Annotated in this window: 1 protein-coding gene; it reads left to right on the top strand. The window is 72.0% G+C overall.

Translation table 11 applies throughout. The features are described from left to right. Positions 1 to 288: 288 nt before the first annotated feature. On the top strand, positions 289 to 603 hold a 315-nt coding region (locus J4573_RS53390), incomplete at its 3' end, for a hypothetical protein (RefSeq protein ID WP_208264187.1).

Genomic DNA, 603 nt, shown 5'->3' with positions numbered 1-603 from the left:
ATACACCCTCGCCACCAACGCCACCGCCACCGCGCCCGCCACTGACGAGGCCACCGGCCCGGACACCACCCCCGCCACCACCCCGGACGCCCCGGACGCTACGGACGCCAGCGACGGGTCCGTAACCGACGCGGCCACCGGCGAGGCGCCCGCCACCGACGCGGCGGCCTGACAGGCCCGGGGGCGGGACCGGTCAGCCCGGTTCCGCCCCTACCTCGCCCGGCCGGAGGGTCCGGCCGGACGAGGCGCCCGCACCGCACCATCCGCACATCATCAGGAGGTAGGTCCATGCCTGTGTTTGACGATTACATCCGCGCGTGCCGTGACGAGGCCCTGGACGAACTCGGTTCCGCCGAGGGCAAGATGATCCACGAGCTGGAGAACGGTGACTCGATCGACCCGGCCGCCCTTGTCGAGGTGGTCGCGATGCGCGCGACCGCGCGCCGGTGGCAGCACGTGGTGGACATGGTCGATGGGGAGTGTGTGGACGCGGCCGACGCACTGGTGAAGGTCCGCGACGCGGCCCGCACGATCCTGATGGACCAGCGCGTACCGCGCCACGCGTGCCCGATCGAGCAAGAGTTCGCTAGGGTCCGGATCGAA

Source organism: Actinomadura barringtoniae (genome assembly GCF_017573505.1).
GTDB classification, from domain to species: Bacteria; Actinomycetota; Actinomycetes; order Streptosporangiales; family Streptosporangiaceae; genus Spirillospora; species Spirillospora barringtoniae.
This window is presented reverse-complemented; position numbering and strand designations above follow the sequence as displayed.